The sequence below is a fragment of the Sinorhizobium medicae genome (assembly GCF_007827695.1).
Lineage (GTDB): Bacteria > Pseudomonadota > Alphaproteobacteria > Rhizobiales > Rhizobiaceae > Sinorhizobium > Sinorhizobium medicae.
In genome coordinates this window covers 356968-365409 of record NZ_VITA01000007.1, presented here as the reverse complement: position 1 = coordinate 365409, position 8442 = coordinate 356968, and the positions used below count along the sequence as shown (strand labels likewise).

5 protein-coding genes are annotated in these 8442 nt (G+C 61.6%); 1 reads left to right on the top strand and 4 read right to left on the bottom strand.

Annotated elements, in window-relative coordinates; genetic code table 11:
• The first annotated feature begins 409 nt into the window (after window positions 1-409).
• Window positions 410-2350, top strand: a complete 1941-nt coding sequence (locus tag FB009_RS15350) for a M23 family metallopeptidase (RefSeq protein WP_012066719.1) — start codon at window positions 410-412, stop codon at window positions 2348-2350.
• A 77-nt stretch (window positions 2351-2427) separates the two neighbouring features.
• Here FB009_RS15350 and clpB read toward each other — a convergent pair whose 3' ends face one another.
• The 4 genes from clpB to prfA form a co-directional block, all read right to left on the bottom strand.
• Window positions 2428-5034, bottom strand: coding sequence for an ATP-dependent chaperone ClpB (gene clpB, locus FB009_RS15345; RefSeq protein ID WP_012066720.1), 2607 nt, complete (start codon window positions 5032-5034; stop codon window positions 2428-2430).
• Between the two features lie 285 nt (window positions 5035-5319).
• Window positions 5320-5979, bottom strand: coding sequence for a DUF4167 domain-containing protein (locus FB009_RS15340; protein ID WP_012066721.1), 660 nt, complete (start codon window positions 5977-5979; stop codon window positions 5320-5322).
• Window positions 5980-6413: 434 nt separating this feature from the next.
• On the bottom strand, window positions 6414-7292 hold the full coding sequence (prmC, locus tag FB009_RS15330) for a peptide chain release factor N(5)-glutamine methyltransferase (RefSeq protein ID WP_012066722.1): 879 nt from the start codon (window positions 7290-7292) through the stop codon (window positions 6414-6416).
• Between the two features lie 6 nt (window positions 7293-7298).
• Entirely contained in the window at window positions 7299-8381 is a 1083-nt protein-coding gene (prfA, locus tag FB009_RS15325) for a peptide chain release factor 1 (RefSeq protein ID WP_012066723.1), read from the bottom strand.
• Window positions 8382-8442: the final 61 nt, after the last annotated feature.

The following is an 8442-nucleotide window of genomic DNA, read 5'->3' as shown; positions in this document are numbered from 1 at the left end:
CAAAATCAGCATCCGCCAATCAAGGAAACCCTAGAGCGAAAGGCATCGTCGCCAGCAGCGCCGCCGCCCTCGTCAGTGATCGGGCTTATAGACCCACCCACTCCGGCACGTCAACAGGGTTCTTCAAAAAAAATGACAGTTTTCTGACAAACCCCCGGAGAGCAAGCTTTTGCGGGTCGCAGATTCTTTTCCGAGGGAATCTCTCGGGCTGTGGATACACAATTTCGCCTTCACTTCTTCACAATGGAACGATCTAAGCGAGATCACTCGCTGCTTCGTTTCGGAGCCGCGGCGTTGGGGCCCTCCCCTGCGCCGTGATTTGACTTCCGTGCACGGAAGATGCACACCTTCGCGCAACGTATCGGCGATAAGTATACGGAAAGAGCATTCTAGGGGGCCTCCAGCCTGCATGAGCAGCGATAAGAACATGCTTCGTTCGCTTGGCGACCACCCGCCGATCCTTGCGGACGGCCGTCGGGCGCCGGATCGGCGCGAGATTTCGCTGCGCTGGCTCTCGGGCACGTTCTTGACCGGTATCACATCGAGCCTTCTTATGGGCGTCGCGCTCTTTGCCGCCCTCGACGGCCGTCAGCAACTGGCGATCCCGGCGGAAGCCTTCGCCGCGCTCGCCCCCTCCGCGCCCGCTGGCGCCGCCAAACGTGGAGACCGCGTCCTTTCACCCAACATCGTCGCCAAGCCGGCCGACAAGACCGTGATGGAAGTCTCGACAATGATCCATGACGGCGAAAAAGAGGTGGTGCGCCGTCAGCCTTTCGTGCACGTGAAAATGGCGCTTGCGGCCAACCACCAGACGTCCGAGTCCTATCCCGACTTCGACCCGCTGGCCATCTTCTCCACGGATGAGGCGGACGCCGAGGCGGCGCCGGCAAAGACCGGCACGATCTACGGCTCGGACGTCGAGTCCGAGGTTGCGCTGAAGACCGTTGACTTTCCGCTCGATGGCGGCGGCTTCAAAGTCGGACCGTCGATGTCGCTCGACGAGGTGGAGGAGAATGTCCGCACCAACGGTTCGGTGCTGACCGAGGGCAGCACCCAGGTCGCCTCGCTCTTCTATGTCGACCCCCAGCGCTTTGCGTCCGACGCCGACAATCTCGACCTGATGCAGGGCCTTGCCGCGCGCGTCGTCGAGGAGAATATGAGCGTCTCCTCCTATGAGAACATCACCAAGCAAAGCACCGAATACGCCGACGACATCATACCGGTACGCCGCGCACTGCCCATTGCGAAGGTGATGACCAATGCCGGCTATGCCGAAGCCCAGGCCGAGGACGCAGCCGGCTATCTCGGCGAAGCGCTCGGCGCCAAGAATCTTGGCCCCGGCGACGTGCTACGCATTGGCATTATTCAAAAGGGCGAGGAAGCAAAGATCGTCCGCGCGACGATCTATTCGAACAGCCGGCACGTCCTGACCATGGCGGTGGACGACCGCGGCCGTTTCGTTCCCGGCGCCGAGCCCCCGAAGCTCGAAGCGGTAGCCGCTGCCTTCGACGACACCGGCAGGCCGGTGATCTCAAGCAGCCACGACCTGCCTCGGGTTTATGACGGAATCTATCGTGCAGCCCTATCCTACGGAATGAACGCCGATATGATCGCGCTCGTCGTCAAGCTCTTGGCGAGCAACGTCGATTTCCAGGCCCAACTGAAGCCGGCGGATTCGCTCGAAGCCTTTTTCTCCGTTACCGATGAAAGCGGCCGGGCAACGGAAGATTCTGAACTGCTCTACGTCAATGCCAAATTCGGCGACGCCGAGACACGGTTCTATCGCTTCCAGGATCCGGACGATAATTCGATCGACTATTTCGACAAGGACGGCAAGAGCATCCGCCAGTTCCTGCTTCGCAACCCCGTTCCGAACGGTCGTTTCCGCTCCGGCTTCGGAATGCGTCGCCACCCGATTCTCGGCTTCTCACGCATGCACACGGGCGTCGATTGGTCAGCCCCGCGCGGCACGCCGATCATCGCCGCCGGCAATGGCGTCGTGCAGAAGGCCGGCTGGGATTCCGGCGGCTATGGCAACCAGACCCTCATCCGCCACGCCAACGGCTACGTCTCGTCCTATAACCACCAAAGCGCAATTGCCAAAAGCGTCAAGCCGGGGGCAAAGGTGGTCCAGGGCCAGGTGATCGGCTGGGTCGGCACGACCGGCCTTTCGACCGGTCCACACCTCCATTACGAACTGATCGTCAATGGCAACAAGGTGGACCCCTTGCGCATTCGGCTGCCGGGCGGCAAATCGCTTGCCGGAGAAGCCTTGGCGCAATTCGAAAAGGAACGCGAACGCATCGACGAGCTTCTCGGCGACGATGCGAACGAAGTCGCAAGCAAGTAGGCGCCCAGTAACGGCATGGCGGGCTCGTACAAAAATGGGCCGCCCTGCAGGGCGGCCCTCATGTCGAAATGCGCAGTTTACGCGGCTTCTTTGTCCGTCCCGGCTCCGCGCTCGAAGTTGAGGCGGTCGGAACCGGTAACGACTTTGATCACCGACCCGTCCGGGAACTCGCCCTGCAGTACCTTCTCGGCCAGCGGATCCTGGACATATTTCTGAATCGCCCGTTTCAGGGGGCGTGCGCCGTAAGCAGGATCGTAGCCCCTTTCCGCCAGGAAAACGCGTGCATCGTCCTCAAGCTCGAGCGTGATCTTGCGATCCGCCAGGAGCTTGCGCAGCCTTTCAAGCTGTATGTCGACGATCGCGCCCATCTCCGAGCGACGCAGCCGGTGGAACAGGATGATCTCGTCGACGCGATTCAGGAATTCCGGACGGAAAGCCGCGCGCACCACCTCCATGACCTGATCGCGAACAGCATCGCTGTCCTCGTTTTCACCGAGTGCGGTCAGGTATTCCGCACCGAGGTTCGAGGTCATGATGATCATCGTGTTCTTGAAGTCGACGGTGCGCCCCTGACCATCGGTCAGACGTCCATCGTCAAGCACCTGCAGAAGCACGTTGAAGACATCCGGATGCGCCTTCTCGATCTCGTCGAAGAGCACGACCTGATAGGGCCGGCGACGAACGGATTCCGTCAGCGCCCCACCCTCCTCATAGCCGACATAGCCGGGAGGCGCGCCGATCAGGCGGGCTACCGAGTGCTTCTCCATATATTCCGACATGTCGATCCGCATAAGCGCGGTCTCGTCGTCGAAGAGGAACCGGGCAAGCGCCTTGGTCAGCTCCGTCTTGCCGACGCCCGTCGGGCCTAGGAAAATAAACGAGCCGATCGGCCGGTTCGGATCCTGTAGCCCTGCGCGCGAACGGCGAACCGCCCGCGAAACCGCCTGCACGGCGTCGCCCTGACCGACGACCCATTTAGCCAGCTCGTCTTCCATCCTGAGCAGCTTGTCGCGCTCGCCTTCCAGCATCTTGTCGACCGGAATGCCGGTCCAACGCGAGACGATATGAGCAATATTGTCTGGGGTCACGACCTCCTGCACCATCGGGTTGGCGCTGGCGCCATCCTGGCTTTCCGCCTCGGTAAGTTCCTTTTCGAGGTTTGGGATCACGCCGTAGGCGAGTTCGCCTGCCCGCTGGAATTCACCCTTGCGCTGCGCGATCTGCAGTTCGTTGCGTGCTTCGTCGAGCTGCTTCTTGAGGTCTGCCGCCCGGCCGAGCTTCTGCTTCTCCGCCTGCCAGCGTGCCGTCAATGCCGCCGCCTGTTCTTCGAGCGAGGACAGGTCGAGTTCGAGCTTGGAAAGGCGATCCCTGGAGGATACGTCGGTCTCCTTCTTCAAGGCTTCGCGTTCGATCTTGAGCTGAATGACGCGCCGGTCCAGCTCGTCGAGTTCCTCCGGTTTGGAGTCGACCTGCATCCTCAGACGTGAGGCTGCCTCGTCCATGAGGTCGATAGCCTTGTCCGGAAGGAAACGATCCGTGATGTAGCGGTTGGAAAGTGCGGCAGCCGCAACCAGCGCGGAGTCGGAGATCCGCACCTTGTGGTGCTGCTCGTATTTCTCCTTCAAGCCGCGCAGGATCGAGATCGTATCTTCGACCGTCGGCTCCTCGACCATCACCGGCTGAAACCGCCGGGCAAGGGCTGCGTCCTTCTCGACATGCTTTCGGTATTCGTCGAGAGTCGTCGCGCCGACGCAGTGCAGCTCGCCGCGGGCAAGCGCGGGCTTCAGGAGGTTCGATGCATCCATGGCGCCCTCAGCCTTGCCGGCACCGACCAGCGTATGCATCTCGTCGATGAAGAGGATGATCTCTCCCCCCTCCGAGCGCACTTCGTTCAGCACGGCCTTGAGCCGCTCTTCGAACTCACCGCGGAACTTTGCACCGGCGATCAAAGCGCCCATGTCGAGCGCCATCAGCCTCTTGTCCTTCAGGCTTTCGGGGACATCGCCGTTGACGATCCTGAGTGCCAGGCCTTCTGCGATCGCGGTCTTGCCGACGCCCGGCTCGCCGATCAGAACAGGATTGTTCTTCGTTCGGCGCGAAAGCACCTGGATCGTGCGGCGGATCTCGTCGTCACGGCCGATCACCGGATCGAGCTTGCCTTCCCTCGCCTCGGCGGTCAGATCGCGGGCATATTTCTTGAGCGAGTCGAAGCCCTGTTCGGCATTCGCGCTGTCGGCGGTGCGGCCCTTGCGAATTTCATTGATGACCTGGTTGAGCTTCGTCGGCGTAACGCCGGCCTTGGAGAGAATCGAGGCCGTCGCCGCCGAGCTTTCGATCGCCAATGCCAGAAGCAGGCGCTCGACCGTGACGAAGCTGTCGCCGGCCTTCTTTGCGGCGTCCTCGGCTGCGGTGAATACCTTGGCGAGCGGCTGCGACAGATAGACCGAGCCATTGCCGCCGGTCACCTTCGGAAGCTTGGCCAAAGCTGCGGCGGTACCGACTTTCGCCTCGCGCGCATTTCCGCCGGCGCGCTCGATGAGCGAGGCCGCCATGCCCTGGTCGTCGTCGAGCAAGACCTTGAGGACGTGCTCCGGCGTGAACTGCTGGTGCCCTTCTGCCAGCGCATAGGTCTGCGCCGACTGCAGGAACCCGCGCACGCGTTCCGAATATTTTTCGATATCCATTTCTTCAACCTCCATAACCCGACGAGCCCATCAATGTGGCACTGGCCGGCGGTTCAGGATCAGGCTCCCGCATTCGGCAAACCCTGTACGACGTCGCCGCGCGATCCGTTGGACGCGCTGCAACCCCGCCTCGTTCTCGCGTGCGAGGCAAGGCTTCGAAACGGAATATGGGGCAGCGTTCTTCAAAATTAAAGAGCGGCAGGCAGACGCGCTGGAGTTCCCCTCGATGCAGAAAAGCCCAGCCGCTATTCGGGGCTGGGCTTCGAGAAGATCGACTGCGGAAGGTTATTCCGAGGTGGCGAGCGCCGGGGTACTGCCGTCGGTCGCGGGCTGCGCGTCGCCGGCCGCCTCGTCCTGAGCGGCGCGGCGCGGTTGCCGGCGAGGCCGGCTCGTACTGCGCCGGCGGGAAGCCGACCGACCGGCAGAGCCCTGGGCTTCCTCTTCCATTGCCACTTCGGCAGGCATGCCCTCGATCACCGGCTGCGGGCCCGAACCATCAATGACCGGCTGAGGTTCGCTGGCGGGAGCCGCTGCTGCTGGTGGAGCGGCCGGCGCTTCGTCTGCATAACCCTGATCCATATCGTCCTGATCGCGGTCGGCAGAGTCACGATCGCCGGAGTCACGGTCCTGATAGTCCTGGCGCTCGTCGCGCTGGAATCGGTCCTGCATCTGAGCCTGCGCAGCCGCGATGATGCGGTTGTAATGCTCGGCATGCTGCAGGTAGTTCTCGGCGATCACGCGGTCGCCGGAGCTCTGCGCGTCGCGAGCAAGAGCCGCATATTTCTCGGCAATATGCTGTGCGGTACCACGAATCTTCACATCCGGGCCGGAGCTGTCGTAGGTCCGCGTCAAGGGATTGGATCCCTTGCGATTGTTGTTGTTGTTGTTTCCGCTGTTGTTGTTATTCCGCCCACGGCCGCGCTTGTTCTGCTGTCCTGGCCTCATAGCCCATTCACCTGAATTTTCTTGATAATGATGATCATATGGTTCCGCTCTCGGTCCGGCTGTCCGCACCCGAGAAAACATGCGCCATGGCAGATCGCCTCTTCGCGATCTCGGCGCTGGTCGACGTTAAATTAACAGCTACCCGCACAAGGCACTGTCGAACCCTAGCAACTCTTTCTTGAGAGCAATCCCCGTGGCCAGGTCATACTGGAACGAATTTGGTCCATGACCTTCTGCCCAGTGCGCGGGGTGAAACTAGCCCGCTTCCTTCGGGATTCCAAGCCCTTTCTTTGCTCTTCCAGAAAAGAGAAGTGCGAGTGCAGCATTTTTTCAACGGTTGCTGCTGCGTTCACTACATGTTTCCTTCGCTCGTACTCGATCGAAGGACAAAACATGCAGCAGCTCGATGCCCTGCCGCGACGTTTGCGCGTTTGTCAGACGCGCGGCGCTGCAGGATCATGCTCGAACACCAGGACCCGGTCGTTGCCGCCGAGGTCCTTCGCGGCATAAAGCATATGAAAGCCATGCGCCTCGAAGAGCGCCGTTACCGCTTGCTTTTGGTCGAAACCGATTTCCAAGCCTATCACGCCGTCTGGTTCAAGATGGCGACCAGCGTCGGAAGCGATGGCACGATAGGCATTCAGCCCATCCTCTCCGCCATCAAGCGCGGCGGCCGGATCGTGGAATTTCACTTCCGGCTCAAGGTCTGGAATGACATTAGACCGGATATAAGGCGGATTTGAGACGATGATGTCGAACCGGCCATTCACCGCCTCGAGCCAATTGCTCCGAAGCGTTTCGAAGCGCCCCGCCAAGCCATTCCTGCGGGCATTTTCACATGCCGTCGCCAATGCGTCCTCCGATATATCGGTACCGAGGCCGCGCGCGTCAAGTACCGCATCGAGAAGCGCGAGACAAATCGCACCCGTGCCCGTTCCAAGGTCGACGATGCGGCAACTCCCTTTTTTCAAGGCGATCCGCCGGGCGTGGGGAATTAGGCATTCGACCATGGTCTCGGTGTCCGGGCGCGGCTCCAGCGTCTCCTTCGAGAGCTTGAGCTTCAGGCCGGAAAATTCCCGCTCACCGAGGATCCTATAGACTGGCTCGTGCGCAGCCCGGCGCTCGACCGCGGCACGGATGCGCGCCGCATCCTCGTCGCTGACGGGCTCCCTCCCGCGCGTCACGAGCGCGGCAAGTGCGAGTTCGAGCAAGCCGGAGACCAGGTGCCGCGCATCGAGTGCCGCCGATTCGATGCCGGCGGCCTTCAACCGGTCGCGGGTCTCGGCAAGAAGGTTGTCGAGGGTTTCGGGCATCGACGCTCAGTTCTGCTTTTCGCCGAGCAGCGCCAGCTGGCTCGCCTGATAGTCGGCAAGAAGCGCATCCACGATCTCGTCGATCTCACCCTCCATCACCCGGTCGAGCTTATAGATCGTGAGATTGATGCGGTGGTCGGTCAGGCGCCCCTGCGGGAAATTATAGGTGCGTATGCGCTCGGAACGATCGCCGGAGCCTACCTGGTTCCTGCGGTCGGCCGAACGTTCGCTGTCGGCGCGCTGCCGCTCCATGTCGTAGAGCCGGGAGCGCAGCACCTGCATGGCCTTGGCACGGTTCTGATGCTGCGACTTTTCCGAACTGGTGACGACGAGACCGGTCGGAAGATGGGTGATTCGCACCGCCGAATCCGTCGTGTTGACGTGCTGGCCGCCTGCGCCCGAGGAGCGCATCGTGTCGACGCGGATGTCCTCCGACCGGATGTCGATGTCGATATCTTCGGCCTCCGGTAACACTGCTACGGTCGCCGCCGAGGTATGGATACGGCCACCGGCTTCCGTCTCGGGTACACGCTGCACGCGGTGGACGCCGGACTCGAATTTCAGCCGTGAGAACACACCGCGGCCGGATACCGTGGCGATGATTTCTTTGTAGCCGCCGGCCTCGCCCTCGCTCGCCGACAGCACTTCGACGCGCCAGCCCTTGCCTGCGGCATATCGCTCATACATGCGGAAAAGATCGCCAGCAAAGAGGGCGGCTTCCGAGCCACCCGTCCCGGCGCGGATTTCGAGAATCGCGCTCTTTTCGTCAGCCGCATCCTTCGGCAGGAGGAGTATCTGGATTTCCTGCTCGAGCGCTTCGACCCGCTCCTCGATCTCTGGCTTTTCCAGCTCCGCGAGGTCGCGCATGTCCTTGTCCGTCGCCCGGTCTGCGAGCATTGCGCCGATGTCGGCAAGCTCGGCAGTCGCTTTTTCATAGGCGCGGATCTTCGATACGACCGGCTGCAACTCGGAATATTCCGAGGCAAGCTTTACGTAGACGTCAGCCGAGGGTCCGGCCGACATGCGCGCCTCGATTTCGCCGAACCGCCGCTCCAGCTCACGCATCTTTTCAACGGGAAGCTTTGCCAAATCTCACTCCAAATGCACACGGCTCGCACGGATCGGGTCCGGGACAAGACGAGAGCTCTTT

Coding starts and splice junctions, on each gene's coding strand:
- FB009_RS15350 (WP_012066719.1), top strand. CDS start 410: ATGAGCAGCGATAAGAACATGCTTCGTTCGCTTGGCGACCACCCGCCG.
- clpB (WP_012066720.1), bottom strand. CDS start 5,034: ATGGATATCGAAAAATATTCGGAACGCGTGCGCGGGTTCCTGCAGTCG.
- FB009_RS15340 (WP_012066721.1), bottom strand. CDS start 5,979: ATGAGGCCAGGACAGCAGAACAAGCGCGGCCGTGGGCGGAATAACAAC.
- prmC (WP_012066722.1), bottom strand. CDS start 7,292: ATGCCCGAAACCCTCGACAACCTTCTTGCCGAGACCCGCGACCGGTTG.